Annotated in this window: 14 protein-coding genes and 1 pseudogene; 10 read left to right on the top strand and 5 right to left on the bottom strand. The window is 71.6% G+C overall.

The window, feature by feature from the left end:
• Positions 1 to 3 precede the first annotated feature (3 nt).
• Positions 4 to 444: a methylmalonyl-CoA epimerase gene (mce, locus tag ABKA17_RS04040; RefSeq protein ID WP_353690406.1), complete on the top strand. Its 441-nt coding sequence runs from the start codon at positions 4 to 6 to the stop codon at positions 442 to 444.
• On the opposite strand, the pseudogene ABKA17_RS04035 reads toward mce, so the two are convergent.
• Positions 430 to 696: pseudogene (locus tag ABKA17_RS04035) on the bottom strand (hypothetical protein); the annotation flags it as partial. The gene mce and the pseudogene ABKA17_RS04035 sit on opposite strands and share 15 nt — an antisense overlap.
• Here ABKA17_RS04035 and scy point away from each other — a divergent pair.
• Positions 678 to 4,592 carry a polarized growth protein Scy gene (gene scy, locus ABKA17_RS04030; RefSeq protein ID WP_353690405.1) on the top strand — a complete coding sequence of 1,305 codons (3,915 nt, stop codon included), beginning with the start codon at positions 678 to 680 and terminating at the stop codon, positions 4,590 to 4,592. The pseudogene ABKA17_RS04035 and the gene scy overlap by 19 nt on opposite strands.
• Positions 4,593 to 4,801: 209 nt before the next feature.
• Positions 4,802 to 5,740 (top strand): coiled-coil domain-containing protein, encoded by a 939-nt coding sequence (locus ABKA17_RS04025; RefSeq protein WP_353690404.1) that lies wholly within the window; start codon positions 4,802 to 4,804, stop codon positions 5,738 to 5,740.
• Here ABKA17_RS04025 and ABKA17_RS04020 read toward each other — a convergent pair.
• Positions 5,725 to 6,351, bottom strand: a complete 627-nt coding sequence (locus ABKA17_RS04020; protein WP_353690403.1) for a TetR/AcrR family transcriptional regulator — start codon at positions 6,349 to 6,351, stop codon at positions 5,725 to 5,727. The two genes, ABKA17_RS04025 and ABKA17_RS04020, sit on opposite strands and share 16 nt — an antisense overlap.
• A 96-nt stretch (positions 6,352 to 6,447) precedes the next feature.
• On the opposite strand from ABKA17_RS04020, the gene ABKA17_RS04015 reads away from it, so the two are divergent.
• The 5 genes from ABKA17_RS04015 to ABKA17_RS03995 all read left to right on the top strand — a co-directional run bounded on the left by ABKA17_RS04015 (position 6,448) and on the right by ABKA17_RS03995 (position 11,827).
• Complete coding sequence (locus ABKA17_RS04015) at positions 6,448 to 7,767, top strand: MDR family MFS transporter (RefSeq protein WP_353690402.1); 1,320 nt, start codon at positions 6,448 to 6,450, stop codon at positions 7,765 to 7,767.
• 9 nt (positions 7,768 to 7,776) lie between these two features.
• Complete coding sequence (locus tag ABKA17_RS04010; protein WP_353690401.1) at positions 7,777 to 8,751, top strand: ABC transporter ATP-binding protein; 975 nt, start codon at positions 7,777 to 7,779, stop codon at positions 8,749 to 8,751.
• A gap of 2 nt (positions 8,752 to 8,753) precedes the next feature.
• Positions 8,754 to 9,524 carry an ABC transporter permease gene (locus ABKA17_RS04005; RefSeq protein ID WP_353690400.1) on the top strand — a complete coding sequence of 257 codons (771 nt, stop codon included), beginning with the start codon at positions 8,754 to 8,756 and terminating at the stop codon, positions 9,522 to 9,524.
• A gap of 111 nt (positions 9,525 to 9,635) precedes the next feature.
• The gene (locus tag ABKA17_RS04000; RefSeq protein ID WP_353690399.1) at positions 9,636 to 10,952 is read left to right on the top strand and encodes an ABC transporter ATP-binding protein; all 1,317 of its coding nucleotides are present in this window, start codon (positions 9,636 to 9,638) and stop codon (positions 10,950 to 10,952) included.
• Entirely contained in the window at positions 10,949 to 11,827 is an 879-nt protein-coding gene (locus ABKA17_RS03995) for an ABC transporter permease (RefSeq protein WP_353690398.1), read from the top strand. The genes ABKA17_RS04000 and ABKA17_RS03995 overlap by 4 nt, the downstream gene beginning before the upstream one ends.
• 23 nt (positions 11,828 to 11,850) lie before the next feature.
• Here the strand turns inward: ABKA17_RS03995 and ABKA17_RS03990 are convergent, their stop codons facing one another.
• Entirely contained in the window at positions 11,851 to 12,180 is a 330-nt protein-coding gene (locus ABKA17_RS03990; protein WP_353690397.1) for an Rv1322 family protein, read from the bottom strand.
• Between the two features lie 224 nt (positions 12,181 to 12,404).
• Between ABKA17_RS03990 and ABKA17_RS03985 the strand changes: the two genes are divergently transcribed.
• The gene (locus ABKA17_RS03985) at positions 12,405 to 13,433 is read left to right on the top strand and encodes an LLM class flavin-dependent oxidoreductase (protein WP_353690396.1); all 1,029 of its coding nucleotides are present in this window, start codon (positions 12,405 to 12,407) and stop codon (positions 13,431 to 13,433) included.
• Between the two features lie 82 nt (positions 13,434 to 13,515).
• Here the strand turns inward: ABKA17_RS03985 and ABKA17_RS03980 are convergent, their stop codons facing one another.
• Positions 13,516 to 13,908 carry an SCO5389 family protein gene (locus ABKA17_RS03980; RefSeq protein WP_353690395.1) on the bottom strand — a complete coding sequence of 131 codons (393 nt, stop codon included), beginning with the start codon at positions 13,906 to 13,908 and terminating at the stop codon, positions 13,516 to 13,518.
• Between the two features lie 249 nt (positions 13,909 to 14,157).
• Here ABKA17_RS03980 and nucS point away from each other — a divergent pair, with 249 nt between their 5' ends.
• Positions 14,158 to 14,829, top strand: coding sequence for an endonuclease NucS (nucS, locus tag ABKA17_RS03975; protein WP_353690394.1), 672 nt, complete (start codon positions 14,158 to 14,160; stop codon positions 14,827 to 14,829).
• A 100-nt stretch (positions 14,830 to 14,929) separates the two neighbouring features.
• Here the strand turns inward: nucS and ABKA17_RS03970 are convergent, their stop codons facing one another.
• Positions 14,930 to 17,437 (bottom strand): P-loop NTPase family protein, encoded by a 2,508-nt coding sequence (locus ABKA17_RS03970; protein ID WP_353690393.1) that lies wholly within the window; start codon positions 17,435 to 17,437, stop codon positions 14,930 to 14,932.
• Positions 17,438 to 17,468 lie beyond the last annotated feature (31 nt).

Here is a 17,468-nt window from a genome sequence, read left to right as displayed (position 1 = left end):
TCCATGCTGACGCGAATCGACCACATCGGGATCGCCTGTTTCGACCTCGACAAGACCGTCGAGTTCTACCGGGCCACGTACGGCTTCGAGGTCCACCACTCCGAGGTCAACGAGGAGCAGGGCGTGCGCGAGGCCATGCTCAAGATCAACGACACTTCCGACGGCGGGGCCTCCTACCTGCAGCTTCTGGAGCCGACCCGCGAGGACTCCACCGTCGCGAAGTGGCTCGCCAAGAACGGCGAGGGCGTGCACCACATCGCTTTCGGTACGGCCGATGTGGACGCCGAGTCCGCCGACATCCGCGACAAGGGCGTACGCGTTCTGTACGAGGAGCCGCGACGCGGCTCCATGGGGTCACGGATCACCTTCCTGCACCCCAAGGATTGCCATGGCGTACTGACAGAACTGGTCACTTCGGCGCCTGTTGAGTCACCTGAGCACTGACCCCCGTACATATGGGCCGGTAGGGTTGGGGGCGGTCGCCGCTCCACCCAGGGCGACCGGGTCCTGCTCTTTCGGCAGGACCGCGCCGGGGTCCGGGTTTGCGGGGGACGAGCGTCGGGGCTGAAGCCCATGCTCCGCCGTTGATCTGACACCATTCCCCGGGGGCCCCGTTCGGAGGACGGACGGAGCTCGTTTGGCCAGACATGCGACCAGGGGACGGATGGGACCGCGCAGTGCGGGGCTACGAAAGCCAGGAGCGAGTGCCGGCGGCTGACGTCGACCATCTCTCTCGGTTCGAGGCCGAGATGGATCGGCTGAAGACCGAGCGGGAGAAGGCGATCCAGCACGCCGAGGACCTCGGCTACCAGGTCGAGGTGCTGCGCGCCAAGTTGCACGAGGCGCGGCGCACCCTCATGTCCCGACCGTCCTACGACGGCGGCGACATCGGCTATCAGGCCGAACAGATGCTCCGCAACGCCCAGATCCAGGCCGATCAGCTGCGCCAGGACGCCGAGCGCGAGCTGAGCCAGGCGAGGGCGCAGACCCAGCGCATCCTCCAGGAGCACGCCGAGAACGCGGCGCGGCTCCAGGCGGAGCTGCACCAGGAGGCGGTCACCCGTCGCCAGCAGCTGGACCAGGAGCTCGCCGAGCGCCGGCAGACCGTCGAGTCGCACGTCAACGAGAACGTGGCGTGGGCCGAGCAGCTGCGCGCCCGCAGCGAGGCGCAGGCCCGTCGGCTCCTGGAGGAGTCCCGCGCGGAGGCCGAGCAGGCCATGGCCGCGGCCCGCGCCGAGGCCGAGCGGGTCGCCGCCGAGGCCAGGCAGCGGCTCCAGAGCGAGGCCGAGGCGGCTCGCAGCGAGGCCGAGCAGTTGCTGCGCCGCGCCCGCACGGACGCCGAGCGGCTGCTCAACGCCGCGTCCACCCAGGCGCAGGAGGCCACCGACCACGCCGAGCAGCTGCGCAACTCCACGGCGACCGAGTCGGACAGCGCCCGCCGTCAGGCGACCGAGCTGAGCCGTGCCGCCGAGGAGCGGATGGCGGAGGCCGAGGAGGCGCTGCGCAAGGCGCAGTCCGAGGCCGAGAAGCTCGTCGCCGAGGCCAAGTCGGCCGCCGAGAAGGCCGTGGCGAGCGCCGAGTCGACGAACGAACAGCGCACCCGTACGGCCAAGGAGCAGGTCGCCCGGCTGGTCAGCGAGGCCACCAAGGAGGCCGAGGCGACCAAGGCGGCCGCCGAGGAGGCCGTCGCGGACGCCCGCGCCGAGGCCGAGCGGATCGTGGAGGAGGCCTCCGAGAAGGCCCGCACGATCACCGCCGAGGAGAGCGCGACCCAGCTGTCGAAGGCGGCCAAGACCGCCGAGGACGTCCTCAACAAGGCGCAGGAGGACGCGCAGAACACCACCAAGGCGGCCTCCGAGGAGGCCGAGCGGATCCGCCGCGAGGCGGAGGCCGAGGCGGATCGGCTGCGCTCCGAGGCGCACGACATCTCCGAGCAGCTCAAGGGCTCGGCGAAGGACGACACCAAGGAGTACCGCGCCAAGACGGTCGAGCTTCAGGAGGAGGCGCGCCGGCTGCGGGGCGAGGCCGAGCAGCTGCGGGCCGACGCGGTGGCCGAGGGCGAGAAGATCCGCGCGGAGGCCCGCAAGGAGGCCGTCCAGCAGATCGAGGAGGCGGCCAAGACCGCCGAGGAGCTGCTGGCCAAGGCCAGGACGGACGCCGACGAGCTGCGCCAGACGGCCACGACGGACAGCGAGAAGGTCCGTACCGAGGCCATCGAGCGCGCCACCACGCTGCGCCGGCAGGCCGAGGAGACCCTGGAGCGCACCCGCCAGGAGGCCGAGCGGCACCGCGCGGAGATCGTCGAGCAGTCCGAGGGCATCAAGGCCGACGCCGAGCGGGCCGCCCTGGAGCTGCGCGAGGAGACCGAGCGCGCCATAGAGGCCCGCCGCGCGGAGGCCGCCGACGAGCTCACCCGGCTCCAGACGGAGGCCCAGGAGCGCCTGGCCGCCGCCGAGCAGGCGCTGACGGAGGCCCGTGAGGAGGCCGCGCGGATCCGCCGCGAGGCCGCCGAGGAGACCGACCGGCTGCGCACCGAGGCCGCGGAGCGGATCCGCTCCCTTCAGCAGCAGGCCGAGGCCGAGGCCGACCGGCTGCGCACCGAGGCCGCTGCGGACGCGTCCGCGTCCCGGGCCGAGGGCGAGGCCGTCGCCGTACGTCTGCGGTCGGAGGCCGCGGCCGAGGCGGAGCGGCTGAAGTCGGAGGCGCAGGACACCGCCGACCGGGTCCGGGCGGAGGCGCAGGCCGCCGCCGAGCGGCTGGCGACGGAGGCGTCCGAGACGCTGGCCGCCGCCCAGGAGGAGGCCGTCCGGCGTCGCCGTGAGGCCGAGGAGACCCTGGGTTCGGCGCGTCAGGAGGCCGACCAGGAGCGGGAGCGGGCGCGCGAGCAGAGCGACGAGCTGCTGGCCGCGGCGCGCAGCCGGGTCGAGGACGCGCAGGCCGAGGCGGTACGTCTGGTCGAGGAGGCCGACCGGCGCGCCACGGAGATGGTGTCCGCGGCCGAGCAGCACGCCCAGCAGGTACGCGACTCGGTGGCCGGGCTGCACGAGCAGGCCCAGGAGGAGATCACCGGTCTGCGCAGTGCCGCCGAGCACGCCGCGGACCGCACCCGTCGGGAGGCCGAGGAGGAGGCGGACCGGGTCCGTTCCGACGCCTATGCCGAGCGGGAGCGGGCCAGCGAGGACGCGAGCCGTGTCCGGCGCGAGGCGAACGAGGAGTCGGAGGCCGCCAAGGCGCTCGCCGAGCGGACCGTCGGGGACGCCATCGCGGAGTCGGAGCGGCTGCGGTCGGAGGCCGCCGAGCACGCCCAGCGGGTGCGTACGGAGGTCTCGGACGCCCTCGCCGAGGCGGACCAGGCCGCGGCGCGTACCCGGGCGGACGCCCGGGAGGACGCCAACCGGATCCGTTCGGACGCCGCCTCGCAGGCCGACACCCTCATCACCGAGGCGCGCAACGAGGCGGAGCGGCTCACCACCGAGACGATCACCGACACCGACCGGCTGCGGCAGGACACGGTCGCCGAGGCGGAGCGGTTGCGCCAGGAGACCGTCGCCGAGGCGGAGCGCGTGCGGGCCGAGGCGATCGCCAAGGCCGAGAAGCTGATCGCGGACGCCACCGGGGACGCCGAGCGGCTGCGGGCCGAGGCCGCCGACACGGTCGGTTCCGCGCAGCAGCACGCCGAGCGGGTCCGCGCCGACTCCGAGCGCGTCAAGGCCGATGCCCTGGCCGAGGCCGACCGGGTCACCGCGGCCGCGCGCGAGGAGGCCGAGCACACCCTGGACGAGGCCCGCAAGGACGCGAACAAGCGGCGTCAGGACGTGGCCGAGCAGGTCGACACGCTCATCACGGAGACCACGGCCGAGGCGGACAAGCTGCTGACCGAGGCGCAGCAGCAGGCCCACAAGACCACCGCGGACGCGGAGGCGCAGGCCGACTCGATGGTGGGCGCGGCCCGCACGGAGGCCGACCGGCTGGTCTCCGAGGCGACGGTCGAGGGCAACTCCCGGGTCGAGAAGGCCCGTACGGACGCGGACGAGCTGCTCGTCGGTGCCCGCCGGGACGCCACCGCCATAAGGGAGCGTGCCGAGGAGCTGCGCGACCGGATCACGGCCGAGATCGAGGATCTGCACGAGCGGGCCCGCCGCGAGGCCGCCGAGACGATGAAGTCGACGGGCGACCGTTGCGACGCGCTCATCAAGGCGTCCGAGGAGCAGCTGGCGAAGGCGCAGGCGAAGGCCAAGGAGCTGGTCTCGGAGGCGAACTCGGAGGCGGGCAAGGTCCGTATCGCCGCCGTGAAGAAGGCCGAGGGGCTCCTGAAAGAGGCCGAGCAGAAGAAGTCGGCGCTCATCAGGGAGGCCGAGGAGCTCAAGGCGGAGGCGATCCGCGAGGCCAGGCGCACGGTCGAGGAGGGCAAGCGGGAGCTGGAGGTCCTGGTGCGCCGGCGCGAGGACATCAACGCCGAGATCTCCCGTGTCCAGGACGTCCTGGAAGCGTTGGAATCCTTCGAGGCCCCGGCGGCGGGCAAGGACGGCGTCGTCAAGGCGGGCGTCTCGGTCGGCGCCCCTCGTTCGGGTGGCAAGTCCTCAGACAGTTAGGCGACGGACAGCTGACCGATGGCTGGCCGACAGGTTGAATTCCGGTGCCGTCTGCGGCCTTTGACCAAGTTTTTGGCAAGCCGTCCAACGGTTAGCCACTCAAAAGGGGTGTCATTCTCCAGATCAAACCCGTATCCGCTCGATGACACACCGCTTCGGCCCCTAGGATTCCCCCTATCACCTCACCGGTCTCATTTGACAGGAACCCCATGAGCGACACTTCCCCCTACGGCTTCGAGCTTGTGCGGCGTGGGTACGACCGCGCGCAGGTGGACGAACGCATCTCCAAGCTCGTCTCCGACCGTGACAGCGCTCTCTCCCGCATCACCGCTCTGGAAAAGCGCATCGAGGAGCTCCACCTCGAGACGCAGAACGCCGCGGCCCAGGTAAGCGACGCCGAGCCGTCGTACGCCGGTCTCGGCGCGCGTGTCGAGAAGATCCTCCGCCTCGCCGAGGAAGAGGCCAAGGATCTGCGCGAGGAGGCCCGTCGCGCGGCGGAGCAGCACCGTGAGCTCGCCGAGTCGGCGGCCCAGCAGGTGCGTAACGACGCGGAGTCGTTCGCCGCGGAGCGCAAGGCCAAGGCCGAGGACGAAGGCGTCCGGATCGTCGAGAAGGCCAAGAGCGACTCCTCCCAGCTGCGCCAGGAGGCGCAGAAGGACGCGCAGCAGAAGCGCGAGGAGGCCGACGCCCTCTTCGAGGAGACCCGCGCCAAGGCCGCCCAGGCCGCCGCGGACTTCGAGACGAACCTCGCCAAGCGTCGCGAGCAGTCCGAGCGCGACCTGGCGTCCCGTCAGCAGAAGGCCGAGAAGCGCCTCGCGGAGATCGAGCACCGCGCGGAGCAGCTGCGTCTCGAGGCCGAGAAGCTGCGCACGGACGCCGAGCGTCGGGCCCGTCAGACGGTGGAGACGGCGCAGCGCCAGGCCGAGGACATCGTGGCCGACGCCAACGCCAAGGCCGACCGCATCCGTTCGGAATCCGAGCGCGAGCTCGCGGCGCTGACCAACCGCCGCGACTCGATCAACGCCCAGCTGACGAACGTGCGCGAGATGCTCGCCACGCTCACGGGCGCCGCGGTGGCCGCGGCCGGTTCGCCGGCCACGGACGACGAGCCGATCTCCCGTGGGGTCCCGGCTCAGCAGTCCCGGTAGTCAGTAGCGCGCTCAGAGGCCCGTACCGTCTCCCCCGAAGGTGCGGGCCTCTGGCGTGCCCGGGTGACGAGCGGCAGGAACACCTCGTCGACGATCTCTTCGAGTGTCGCCCGAGCCACGGGCTCCCGGCTCAGCAGGATTTCGTGGCGGAGCAGGTCGGCGGGGAGCGTGAGGACCCGTGGGGGTAGATCCGCCGTCGGGATCTCGCCCCGCTCGGCGGCCCGTTCGACGACCGTCCGCAGCACGCCCCGCATGATGCCGAAGAAGGACGGGTCCACGTCCCGTGCCTCCGCCAGCAGCCCGTGCAGCGTGTCAGGGCCGATCTGCCGCTGCCGCTCGGCTCCGGCCCGCAGCACCTCCAGTACGTCCGCGCGCAGCGTCCCCGTGTCCGGCACCCGGTCGGCGATCGACCCCGTGCGGTGCCGCAGGGCGGCGATGACCAGCTCCGCGCGGTTGCCCCAGCGCCGGTACAGGACCTGCTTGCCGGTACGCGCGCGTGCCGCGACGCCCTCCATGGTGAGCTTCGCGTAGCCGACCGCGGCGAGCTCGGCCCAGGCCGCGTCGAGGAGGTCGGCCTCCAGGGCGGCACCGCGCCGCCGTGTGTTCTCCACGGACGCCTCCTTAAGAGACCTTAAGAGACCTTGCGTCTCCTACCGGCGCAAGCCTATCGTCGACTTTAGAGACGTGGCGTCTCTTAAGGAGTTCCCATGCCTTCAAGCGTGTACAGACTCGCCGGCATCCTCGTCCTCGGAGCCATGGCACCGCTCCTGGACAGCACGATCGTCTCCCTCGCCCTCCACACCCTCGGCCATGACCTCCGCACCTCCACGACGGGCGTCCAGTGGGTGAGCACGGCCTACCTGCTCGCCCTCGCCGCGGTCGTCCCGGTCTCCGGCTGGGCCGTCGAGCGCTACGGCGCCCGGCGCGTGTGGCTGGGCTCGCTGAGCCTCTTCCTCGCCGGTTCGATGCTGTGCGGGCTCGCCTGGAACATCGGCTCGCTGGTCGTCTTCCGGATCGTGCAGGGCGTCGGCGGCGGGGTCCTGCTCCCTGTCCTCCAGACGCTCGTGATGCGGGCCGCGGGCGGCCGCGACCTCGGCCGCCTCATGGCGGTGATCACCCTGCCCGCACTGCTCGGCCCGATCCTCGGCCCGGTCCTCGGCGGCCTGATCGTCGGCCACCTCAGCTGGCGCTGGATCTTCTACGTCAACCTGCCCCTGTGCCTGCTCGCCCTCGCCCTGGCCTGGCGCGGCATCCCGAAAGACGGCCCCGGCACCGCCCACCGCCTCGACACGACCGGCCTGCTGCTCCTCTCCCCCGGCCTGGCAGCGCTCGTCTACGGCCTCTCGCAGGACGGCACCGTCCGGGCGACGTCGATCCCCCTGGGCGCCCTCCTCGTCGCCCTCTTCACCGCCCACGCCCTGCGCTCTCCCGCACCCCTCGTCGACCTCCGCCTCTTCCGGGACCGTGCCTTCGCCGTCTCCTCGACGCTGATGTTCCTGAACGGCCTCGCCCTGTACGGCGGGATGTTCCTGCTGCCCCTCTACTACCAGCAGGCGCGCGGCGAGGGCGTGGTCGCCGCCGGGCTGCTGCTGGCGCCGCAGGGCCTGGGCAGCCTGCTGTCCCGGGCGACGGGCCCCCTCACCGACCGCGTCGGCCCCCGCCCGGTGGTCCTCACGGGCCTGCTGCTGTCGGCGCTGGGCACCCTCCCCTTCGCCCTCCCCCACCCCGCGGCCGCCCTCCTTCCCCTCGCCCTCGTCGTCCGGGGCCTCGGTATGAGCGCCGCCAACCTCGCCGTGAACGTCGGCGCCTACCAGGGCCTCGGCCCCGACCGCATCCCGCACGGCAGCACCACCGTCCGGATCGTGCAGCAGCTCGGCGGCTCCGTCGGCACCGCCGTCCTGGCCGCCGTACTCGCCGAAGGCGGCTTCTCGCACGCCTTCCTCTGGTCGACGGCGTTCACGGGGGTCGCCGCCCTCACCGCCCTCCGCCTGCCCGCTCAAGTGGCAGCCCCCGAACGCCCGTCTTAGCGTGGCCGCATGATCGAGCTCGAGGGCCTGACCAAGCGCTACGGCGAGAAGGTGGCGGTCAACAACCTCACCTTCACCGTCCGACCGGGCATCGTCACGGGCTTCCTCGGGCCCAACGGCGCCGGCAAGTCCACGACGATGCGGATGATGCTCGGCCTCGACCGCCCCACCGCCGGGGACGTCCGCATCGACGGACAGCACTACGACCACCTCAAGGACCCGCTGAAGTACATCGGCGCCCTGCTGGACGCCAAGGCCATGCACGGCGGCCGCAGCGCCTTCAACCACCTCCTCTGCCTCGCCCAGAGCAACGGCGTCCCCCGCAAACGGGTCGCCGAGGTCCTCGACACCGTCGGGCTGACCGCGGTGGCGAAGAAGAAGGCCAAGGGGTTCTCGCTCGGCATGGGCCAGCGGCTCGGCATCGCGGGCGCGCTCCTCGGCGACCCTCGGATCCTGATGTTCGACGAGCCGGTCAACGGGCTCGACCCCGAGGGCATCCACTGGATCCGCAACCTGATGAAATCGCTGGCCGCGCAGGGCCGTACGGTCTTCGTCTCCTCCCACCTCATGAGCGAGATGGCGCTGACCGCCGACCACCTCGTCGTCATCGGACAGGGCCGGCTGCTCGCCGACACCTCCATGGCCGAGTTCATCGAGCAGAACTCACGGTCGTACGTCCGGATCCGCTCGCCCCAGCGCGAGCGGCTGCTCGATGTGCTGCACGGGGCCGGGATCACGGTCGTGGAGACCGGGAACGGCACGCTGGAGGTCGACGGCGGCAAGCCCGAGCAGATCGGGGAGCTGGCCGCGCAGGCCCAGATCGTGCTGCACGAGCTGAGCCCTCAGCAGGCCTCCCTGGAGGAGGCGTTCATGCAGCTGACCGCCGAGTCGGTCGAGTACCACGCGCACTCCGACACACCCGCGGCACAGGAGCCGCCACCGCGGCAGGCGCAGCAGTGGGGCGACGACTGGAAGGGGAACTGACCATGGCGGCGATCCAGGTCGTACGGTCCGAGTGGACCAAGATCCGGTCGGTGGCCTCCACCGTGTGGACGCTCTCCCTCGCCGTGGTCGTCACCCTCGCCCTCGGCATGCTGATCGCGGCTCTGTCGAAGAACGAGTTCGACAAGATGAGCCGCAACGACCAGCTCTCCTTCGACCCCACCTTCATCAGCTTCGCCGGGATGGGCCTCGGCCAGCTCGTGATGATCGTGTTCGGGGTGCTCGTGGTGTCGAACGAGTACAGCACCGGCATGATCCGGACCTCGCTGGCCGCCGTACCGCAGCGCGGCACCTTCCTGTTCAGCAAGATCGCGGTGGCGGCCGGCCTCTGCCTCGTCGTCGGACTCGTCACCAGCTTCGTCACCTTCTTCCTCGGGCAGGCCATGCTCGGCTCGCACCGGGCCGAGATCGGCGACCCGGGAGTGCTGCGCGCGGTCATCGGCGGCGGGCTCTACATGACCCTCATCGCGGTGTTCTCCATGGGCGTGGCCACGATGCTGCGCTCACCGATGCTGTCGCTGGGCATCCTGATGCCGTTCTTCTTCCTGATCTCCAACATCCTCGGCAACGTCTCGGCGACCAAGAAGATCGGCCAGTACCTGCCCGACCAGGCCGGCAGCAAGATCATGCAGGTGGTCACCCCGATCGACGACGACACTCCGTACGGTCCCTGGGGCGGGTTCGGGATCATGGTGCTGTGGGTGGTCGCGGCGGTCGCGGGAGGATATGTCCTGCTGAAGAAGCGGGACGCATGACACCCCGGAGCTTTGCTCGGTCTTGAGTGGAACCGTCAGCGCCCCGATAAGCTCCTAACCCTTACGGGGGCGTGTGCCCTGCTGTCCTGAACCTTTCGATGGGTGCGGAGCATGATCGAGGCAGTCGGCCTGACCAAGCAATATGGCGACAAGACCGCTGTGTACAACCTTTCCTTCCAGGTACGGCCCGGTGCCGTCACCGGCTTCCTGGGCCCCAACGGCTCCGGCAAGTCGACGACGATGCGGATGATCCTCGGTCTGGACAACCCCACGTCGGGTCAGGTGACGATCGGCGGTTACCCGTACCGCAAGCTCCCCAACGCCCCCCGCCAGGTGGGCGCGCTGCTCGACGCCAAGGCGGTGCACGGCGGCCGGCACGCCCGCAACCACCTGCTCTGCCTCGCCCAGCTCTCCGGCATCCCGGCCCGCCGGGTGGACGAGGTGCTCGGTGTGGTCGGGCTCCAGGACGTGGCGCGGAAGCGGTCCAAGGGCTTCTCCCTCGGCATGGGCCAGCGGCTCGGCATCGCCGCCGCGCTGCTCGGCGACCCCCAGGTGCTGCTGTTCGACGAGCCGGTCAACGGCCTCGACCCCGAGGGCATCCTCTGGGTCCGCAACCTGATGAAGTCCCTCGCCGCGGAGGGCCGTACGGTCTTCGTCTCCTCGCACCTCATGAGCGAGATGGCGCTGACCGCCGACCACCTGATCGTGATCGGGCGCGGACAGCTGCTGGCCGACATGGGCGTGCAGGACTTCATCGCCGCGAACTCGGCGGGCTTCGCGCGCGTGCGCACCCCCGACACCGACCCGCAGCTGCGCGAGAAGCTGACGTCCGCGCTGACGGAGGCGGGGGGCCACGTCATGCCCGAGCAGGACGGCGCGCTGCGCATCACCGGACTGCCGCTCCCCCGCATCAGCGACATCGCCCACGACACGGACGTACGGCTGTGGGAGCTCTCCCCGCACCAGGCCTCGCTCGAGGAGGCGTACATGCGGATGACCCAGGGCGCCGTCGACTACCGCTCGACGACCGACCAGAAGGCCGGTCTCCAGCAGCCGTTGCCGCCCGGCGCCCAGCCGCCGATGCCGGTCCCCGGTCAGGGGCAGCCCGGCTGGTACGCGCCCCCGCCGCCGCAGCAGGGCGGCCAGCCCTTCGCACCGCCGCAGGGCGCACCGGGCCCCTACGGCGCGGGACAGCCCCCGGCGGCCCCGTACAGCGCCCCGGCGGCCCCCGGCGCGGGCGACCCCAACCCGTACGCCCAGGACGCGCCCCAGGCGCCCCAGGCGCCTCAGACGCCCGCCCCGGTGAGCGCCCCGGCGCCCGCCCCGGCTGCCGCCCCTGCGGCCGCGCCGCAGCCCCCGGTCGCCGCGCCCGCCGCGAGCGCCCCGCAGCCCGCCGCCGACCTGACCAAGCCCGAGGACGCCCGATGAGCACGCCCCAGCCCCCGATGCCGCAGGCCGCCGCACCCGAGTGGCAGGCGGCGCCCGCCCCTTCGTACGCCACGTACACCTCGCCGATCCCGGTGGTGCGCACGCATCTCGGGCACGCGCTCGCCTCGGAGTGGACGAAGATCCGGTCGGTGCGCTCGACGATGTGGACGCTGGGCGTGTTCGTGCTGCTCGTCGTCGGCATCGGACTGCTCGCCGCCGTGGTGGTGTCGAGCAGCGCCGGCGACGCCGACCTGTCCGGTGAGAACCCGCTGTCGTTCGGCTTCTTCGGGCTGCTGCTCGGCTCGATGTGCATCATCACGCTCGGCGTGCTGACCACCGCCTCCGAGTACGGCACCGGCATGATCCGCACCACGATGACCGCGTGCCCGAGCCGTGGCCGGGTGCTGACCGCGAAGGCCATCGTGTTCTTCCTGGTCGCCTTCGTCGTCACGTTCGCGTCGGCCCTGCTGGTGGCTCTCGCGGACGTGGCGCTGCTGGACGGCACCGGCGCCCGGGAGCCCTCCGGCCAGGAATGGCTGAAGGGCACGTTCGGCATCTCGTTCTACATCGCGATGCTCGGTCTGCTCTCGCTGATCATCGGCTCGATCATCCGGCACTCGGCCGGCGCCATCACCATCATGATCGGTGTCGTGCTGGCCCCGCTGGTCATCGCGCTCTTCATGTTCGCGGAGACGCTGTCGGGCCTGCGCGAGGCCCTGTTCGAGTACTCGATCCCGAACCAGCTGAGCGTCTTCTACGCCAACTCGCTCACCGAGTCCGGCCCGTCCGGCTGGGACCCGCTGTGGATCATCATCGGTGTGACGGCCGCCGCCTTCGCCGGCGCGCTGGCGCTGCTGAACCAGCGGGACGTGTAGAACCCGGGCCGGGAGACAAAAGCCTAGAACCGAGGCGCGTTACGGGACCGCTGCACCCGCGAGGTGCGGCGGTCCTTCGCGTTCCAGCAGGCCTTGTGCCAGTGCCGGCGCTCGTCGACGCCCGAGTGCTCCGGCCAGGCCACCACGTGCGGGACACCGTCGGGGATCAACTGGTCGCAGCCCGGGCAGCGGTAGGCCTTGCCCTGGGCACTCGCCCCCGCCACATGGCGGACGTTCCACTCCTCGCCCTGCCAGCTCTCCGTCGACTGGAAGCCGCCGTAACGGCCCGAGCGGTCGTCCCCACCCGGGTCTGACGAGTCGGCTCCCTTGGGTCGGTTGCGACGCGGGGACACAGAACACCTCACGGGGCTATACAGGAAGCACGGGCCGTGTCCAGCCTACGCGGCGCGGAGCGGGGTACGCGTAGGGGACCAACCCCCACAAGTGCCTCTGCGTGCCGACTCATTCTGAAGACAATCCGCAAATCTCTTCGCCAAGCCGTGTCCTCGGCACGTGTCAGACGGTTATGCCCGGTGGGGGAGCTCCGCGTCGGAGCCAAGGAAGCAGGAAAAGCACTATGCGCGTTGGAAGTTTCGTGTTGGCGGCCCAGTTCCCGGGGCAGGGCCAGGGGGAGGCACTGCACCGCGCGGTCCGCTCCGCCGAGCTGGCCGAGGAAGCGGGTCTGGACTCGGTCTGGCTGGCCGAGCACCACTTCGTGCCGTACGGCACCTGCCCGTCGGCCATCACCCTGGCAGCGTTACTGCTCGGCCGCACCCGCAGGCTGCGCGTCGGGACGGCGGTCAGCGTGCTGCCCACCGTCCACCCGGTCGCCCTGGGCGAGCAGGCCGCGCTGCTGCACATCACCTCCGGCGGACGGTTCTCGCTGGGCGTGGGACGCGGCGGACCGTGGGTCGACCTGGAGGTCTTCGGCTCGGGCCTGGAGGCGTACGAGACGGGGTTCCCGGAATCACTCGATCTGCTGGTGCGCTGGCTGCGCGAACCCTCGGTCGGGGCCTCCGGCGGGCGTTTCGACTTCCGGGAAGTGCCCGTCGTACCGCGTCCGTCGGAGTCCCTGTCGGAGGAGCCCGGCCCCGAGGTGGTCGTCGCGTGCACGTCCCCGGCGAGTGTGCGCCTGGCCGCCGAGCGCGGGCTGCCGATGCTGCTCGGAATGCATGTCGGGGACGAGGAGAAGGCGGAGATGGTCGCCCTGTGGCGCACCCACGCGCGCGCGGCGGGGTATGCGCCGGAGGAGGTCCTGGACGCGGCCCATGTCTCGGCCGGTGTCTGCCAGATCGCGGACCGGCGGACGGACGCGGTGGAGACCCTGGTGAAGGCGATGCCGGGCTGGTTGCGCCAGGGGCTGGAGGCCCATGTGACGGTCGACGGCCGGCAGCGCTCGATGCGCGACCCGGTGGCGTACACCGAACTGCTCTGCGGGCTGCACCCGGTGGGCACTCCGCGGCTGTGCGCCGACCGGCTCGCCGCGACCAGCGAGCGGACCGGTATCTCCCGCTTCGCCCTGCTCGTGGAGGGCTCGGGAGACCTGGCGGCGACCGAGGAGAACGTACGGCGGCTGGGCGCCGAGGTGCTCCCCCACCTCGGCTGAACCGTGCCGCGCCCGACGTGCTTGCCGCTCCGGTACTGAATGCACCTCCCGCGTACGGAGCGGCAAGCGACGACCCGCTGACTCAGCAGTCCCGGAACTCCGGCGACTGGTTGAGCAGCTGACTACGAACCGAGGTGAAGCGGGCCAGCTTCTCGTCGACCGAACCGTCCAACGGGAACACCGCCACACGGTGGCAGTTCTGGAAGGCCAGTCGCACCCCGAAGTGCCGTTGCAGCGCGCCGCGTATCGCGTCACTCGCAAGCGCACGCAGCAGCTGACCGCGTGCCTGCTCGTCCGGCGGAGGCGTCTGGTTGTCGGCGAACGAGCCGCCGTCGACCTTCAGCTGGGCCACCAGGGAGCTGATCATCTCCCATGCGTAGGGCAGGGAGGTCCGGACGCAGTCGACGAATTCCGCTTCGTCGACCTCGCCTCGCTCGGCCTTCTCGAGTAGGGCCGGTGAGACGTCGAGCGACATGGGTTCTCCTCTCGCACCCCCGAACAGCGATTCAGGGGTTGCCGGACAGGTAAGGGAGTTCGCGAATCCGAACACGCTGAGTGCACGCATCGCGACCTCCCGTTTACTACGGTAAGCAACGGACGGTGACCGCACCAGGAAAACGCGTACAAAGAGAGTCCTGGTTAGGGACACAATCGGCCACAAACGAACATCGCGTTTCTGGGGCGAATCGCGTGGACCCAGGCCCGTCGAGTAGCGTTGCCGACCATGCGTCTCGTCATTGCCCGGTGCTCCGTGGACTACGCGGGCCGGCTCACCGCCCACCTCCCGTCCGCCCCCCGTCTCATCCTGGTCAAGGCGGACGGCAGCGTGTCGATCCACGCGGACGACCGGGCCTACAAGCCCCTGAACTGGATGTCGCCGCCCTGCACTTTGAAGGAGGGTGCGGGGGACGAGGACGGCGTCTGGACCGTCGTCAACAAAGGCGGCGAGAAGCTGATCATCACGATGGAGGAGATCCTCCACGATTCCTCGCACGAACTGGGCGTGGATCCCGGCCTGATCAAGGACGGCGTGGAAGCACACCTCCAGGAGCTGCTCGCCGACCGCATCGAAACCCTCGGCGACGGCTACACGTTGATCCGCCGCGAGTACATGACCGCCATCGGCCCGGTCGACATCCTGTGCCGGGACGCCGAGGGCCAGACGGTCGCGGTCGAGATCAAGCGGCGCGGCGAGATCGACGGCGTGGAGCAACTCACGCGCTACCTCGAGCTGTTGAACCGCGACCCTCATCTCGCCCCGGTCCGCGGCGTCTTCGCGGCCCAGGAGATCAAGCCCCAGGCCCGCGTCCTCGCCACCGACCGCGGCATCGGCTGCACGGTCCTCGACTACGACGCCCTGCGCGGCATCGAGGACGACAAGCTGCGCCTGTTCTGACGGTCACTTCTCGCACGGCTTCTTCCACGACGACGAGGGCCGGGTCCCGTTTCCAGGACCCGGCCTTCTTGTGTGCCGTGTGACAGTGCCGCCGAGCGTCTCAGATCACGGCGCCCGAACCGCTCGGCGAACCCGCACCGCTGCTCTCCGGCGCGCTGGCGGAGGTGCTGGCCGGTGCGCTGGAGGAGGCCGGTCCACTGGCCGAGTCGGAGGTGGACGGTTCTTCCGAAGGCTCCGGAGTCGGGCTGGTCGTGGGCGACGGCGGCTCCGAGGTCTCGGTCGGTGTCGGAGTCGGCGTGGGCGTCGACGAGGTAGGCGGCTTCGATGTCGACGTCGGCGGCTTCGACGTGGGCGTCTGGCTCGGCGAGTTCGACGGCCTCTTCGTCCCGCTCGGGTCGTCCGAAGGCTCCGCGGTGTCCGTGGGCGTCGGGTCGTCCGACGTGCCGTAGGTGCCGTCGGGGCCCGGGTCGGTGGGCCTGCTGGTCGCGGTGCCGGTGTCGCCGGAGCCGTCGTCGTTCTTCGGCAGGTCGGCGCCGAGGCTGCCGTCGTCCGCGCCCTGGCTGGCCGACGGGTTGGGGCCGACCTTGTTGGACGGGGCGTTGGGATCGTTGTCGGAGGTGGCGCCGAGCGTCACGACCGTACCGAGCACGGCGGCGAGCAAGGCGCCCGCACCGGCCGCGACGAGGTTGCGTCGGGCCAGGCCCCGCAGACCGCCCCGGGCCTTGCGGTTCGGGACGGGGGCCGCCGGTACCCGGTTGGTGACCAGGGTCGAGCTGTCGAACGGCGACTGGAGCGGCGGGAAGGCGGCCGGGACGCCACCGGGCGGCGACTGCGACTCCTCGTACCGGGCGTCGGGCACCTCCTCGCCGGCGGTTGCGGCTATGCCGAGCGGCATGCCGGAGCGGTCGGCGACCAGGGCGAGGGCTCGCCGGCCCGCGACGGTGCCCCGCTTGTCGGCGAGGGCGCCGCGCAGCCCGATGGAGGCCTCCAGCTCGGAGCGAGCCTGGTCGAGCTGTCCGGTGCAGAGCGCGAGGATGCCCAACTCGTGGTGGAAGTAGGCCCGTTCGCCGACCTCACCGGCAATCCGGGCGGCCTCGGCGCCGAACCGCAGGGTCCGCTCCCAGGCACTCCAGTGCAGCCCGGCGGCGAAGGCGGGCGCCGCCGTGCGGGCCAGCTGGACGGTGACGCTCTCCTCGTCGTCCTCGACGGGCGGCAGGGCCACCGGTACGAGGACGCCGAGGGCGGCGAGCACGGCGTCCGCCTCGGCGCACACCCGCTCGGGCGTGACCGAGGGGTGGCCGGCCCACCAGGCGTAGTGCTGGGCCGCGGCAAGCGCCTTGGCCTCGACGTCGTCGCCGTATCCGGCGGCCTCCAGCTGAGCCTTCACGCCGGCGGCGAGCCGGTAGCGGGAGCCGACCGGGGAGACGAGCGCACAGCCCAGCAGTTCACCGAGGGCGGCGTCCGCGTGGGTGTCGCCGACGAGGGCGGGCAGGTGCGCCTGGTGCGGCACCTCGCCGCCGAGCGCCACGGCGAACCGTAGCGCGGCGCGCGCCGAGTCGCTGAGGCGGGCGGCGAGCAGGGCTGCGGGCGCGGCGCCCTCGGCGAGCGAGGGCAGGGGTACGTCATGGCCGTCGCCGGCCTCGAAGGGCGCGTCGACCTGGGCGTCCTGGAAGACCCCGAACTCGTCGAAGGCGTCCGCGCTGGCCCGCAGTTCGTCGCGCTGCCGGAGCAGGGCGCCGGCCTGGACGAAGCGCAGCGGCAGGCCCTCGGACTCGAACCAGAGGTCGCCGGCCCAGTTGGCCTCGTCCTCGGTGAGGACCCGGCCGACGCCGCGCTCCAGGAGCTCGACACCGCCGGCCCGGTCCAGGCCGCTGAGGAAGACCTCCTCCAGGCCCGACCCGGCGGACGGCGCGGGCACCTCGGGCGTCGCGGCGACCAGGAAGGCGCACTCGGGGGTGGCGTCGAGGAGAGCTTCGAGCGCGGCACCGCCGAACTCGATGTCGTCCAGGACGACGACCGCGCCGATCTGCCGGACGTACCCGAGCAGTTCCTCGTGGTCGGGCCGGTGCAGGGGGGCGCCGAAGACGGCGTAGAAGAGGTCGTACAGCAGGTCGTCGGCGGTGCGGTCGAAGCCGCTGAGCCGGACCACGCCGTCGGGGGCGAGGTCCGAGCAGTCCTCGGCGACGAGGTCGAGCAGGCTGGTGCGACCGGATCCGGCGGCGCCGGTCAGGCGTACGGAACGGCCTCGGGCGAGCAGGCGCACCAGACGTTCGCGTTCGTCCTGGCGGGCCAGGAGGTGCAGGGTGGGACGGGTGAGGCCGGCCGGGACGGGCGGTTTGCCCGCGCGGTCGACTTCGGCGCGTTCGGCGGCGCTGAGCTTTTGGGGCCGCGAGGGCCGTTCGCCGGGCGGGCAGGCCTCTATCTCGCTGCCGTCGACGGGGTTGACGGTGAGCAGGTGGTCACCGGAGACCAGCTGCACCGTGCGGGCCAGAGCGGGCGCGCTGTGGCCGAAGTCGGGTGTGAGGGGGTCCCTGGGCGGGCGCTGGCGCGGCTGGTCGCCGTCACCGTCATGGCCGTACTCCTCGGGTCCCCGGTTGTTCGGGTCCATAGGTTCAAGCCCCCCAAAAGCGTCGTGTGCC

Origin of the sequence: Streptomyces sp. RG80 (genome assembly GCF_040446465.1) — a bacterium.
Classification (GTDB): Bacteria; Actinomycetota; Actinomycetes; order Streptomycetales; family Streptomycetaceae; genus Streptomyces.
Note: the sequence above shows the minus strand (reverse complement) of the source record. Positions and strands in the feature narration are given on the sequence as shown.